Annotated in this window: 3 protein-coding genes; all 3 read left to right on the top strand. The window is 71.7% G+C overall.

The genetic code is table 11. The features are described 5' to 3' along the window. Positions 1-175: 175 nt before the first annotated feature. The 3 genes from N865_RS21230 to N865_RS21220 are packed head-to-tail and all read left to right on the top strand — an operon-like array spanning position 176 to position 1,257. Positions 176-805, top strand: a complete 630-nt coding sequence (locus tag N865_RS21230; protein WP_034810273.1) for a hypothetical protein — start codon at positions 176-178, stop codon at positions 803-805. A 33-nt stretch (positions 806-838) separates the two neighbouring features. Continuing rightward, positions 839-1,072, top strand: coding sequence for a hypothetical protein (locus N865_RS21225; RefSeq protein WP_034810272.1), 234 nt, complete (start codon positions 839-841; stop codon positions 1,070-1,072). Next, positions 1,069-1,257, top strand: coding sequence for a hypothetical protein (locus tag N865_RS21220; RefSeq protein ID WP_034810271.1), 189 nt, complete (start codon positions 1,069-1,071; stop codon positions 1,255-1,257). Before N865_RS21225 ends, N865_RS21220 begins: the two co-directional genes overlap by 4 nt. Positions 1,258-1,392: the final 135 nt, after the last annotated feature.

The following is a 1,392-nucleotide window of genomic DNA, read 5'->3' as shown; positions in this document are numbered from 1 at the left end:
GTCGAGCGTCTCGCCCGCGCCGAGGCTCGTCGGAGGCAGCGCGAGGCGGCCAAGGAGAGGGCCGTCGAGGAGGACCGAGAGGCCGCCCGCAAGCGCTCCAACCACTGACTTCCCCCCGAGTCCCCCGGCAACTCCGCCGAGGGACACCGAGTAACCACCCCGAAGGAGGCCCTCCATGGGCATCGTCACCAATGAGTTCCAGATCTCGACCACCCAGACCGGGCAGGCGTTCCCGGTCTGGGACCACCACCTCGCCCCGGCCGTCTTCGACGACGCTCTCGGAGCCACCGGGGCCCGGAAGGAATGGGAGCAGGCCAACGCTGACGGCCTCGCCACCTACCGAGCCCTCGCCGCCAAGCGCAAGGCATGGATGGCCGAGAACCGTGAGAGCGACTTCTCCGACCGTGCCGCGTGGAAGTTCGCGCTGGACAAGCACCTCCGCGACGACGAGGCGGCCGTCAAGGCCGCTGAGAAGCGCTCCGTCGCGGCGCTCCGCGCCTACCACGGGGCCCAGCGCGCCAACGGCTCGGACCTCGCGGCCCTCGCCAAGGAGACCGCTCTCGCTGCCCACGAGAAGGCCAAGAAGGCCGTGGCCGACCTGGAGGCCGCGCTCAAGGAGCGCATGGAGGCCGTCGCGCACGCCGGAGGCACGATCAATCTCCGCGACGTGACGACGATCCTCCCGGTCGGTGTCGCACCCCTCGTGGACGACAAGGTCCTCGTCTTCCCCGCGCCGCCAGCTCCGGAGCAGCCCGGGCAGGTCCGCCGCGGTGCGCGTCCCCGCGTCCACGAGATCGCCGTCTGACAACACAGCACCGACCGAAGGAGCCTAATCCCTATGAACGCCAACGAGATCCGCGCCATCGTCGCCGACGTCGTCGCCTCGTCCCCGCCGCCTACGTCCTTCTCCGCGATGAGCGCCAAGGACCGCGACTACCACACCGGGCGCCGTGAGCGCCTCGGTCTGACCGAGGCCGACTACCTCTCCCGCTTCGTCACCGCGGCCGACGCCGCTGAGGACGCCGAGATCGACGCCATCGCCGCGTCCGCCCGGTCCCGGGGCCGGTCGTGACCGGGCAGGAGCCGACCACTGAGGAGCGCGCCCGCGCGTCCTTCTCGCAGGACGGGACGCTCTTCGTCCCCGTGGGCACGGACGGTCACGCCGCCGTCCCGCTCGTCGCGCTGGAGGACCTCCCGGACTCCGCCATCCCGGACGCGCTCCGTCCACTCACGCGGACCTGGAGCCGCTCCGGCTGACGTCCCCGCGTCCACACACAGACGAGGACCCCGAGCCGATCCACGCACGGCCCGGGGTCCTCATCGCGTCCAGCTCGCCCGCCTCACCGGAAGGACCCACCCCACGATGACAACGTCCACCCTCGACGACCTCCG

Origin of the sequence: Intrasporangium oryzae NRRL B-24470 (assembly GCF_000576595.1) — a bacterium.
In the GTDB taxonomy this organism is placed as follows: Bacteria; Actinomycetota; Actinomycetes; order Actinomycetales; family Dermatophilaceae; genus Intrasporangium_C; species Intrasporangium_C oryzae.
Note: the sequence above shows the minus strand (reverse complement) of the source record. Positions and strands in the feature narration are given on the sequence as shown.

Coding starts and splice junctions, on each gene's coding strand:
- N865_RS21230 (WP_034810273.1), top strand. CDS start 176: ATGGGCATCGTCACCAATGAGTTCCAGATCTCGACCACCCAGACCGGG.
- N865_RS21225 (WP_034810272.1), top strand. CDS start 839: ATGAACGCCAACGAGATCCGCGCCATCGTCGCCGACGTCGTCGCCTCG.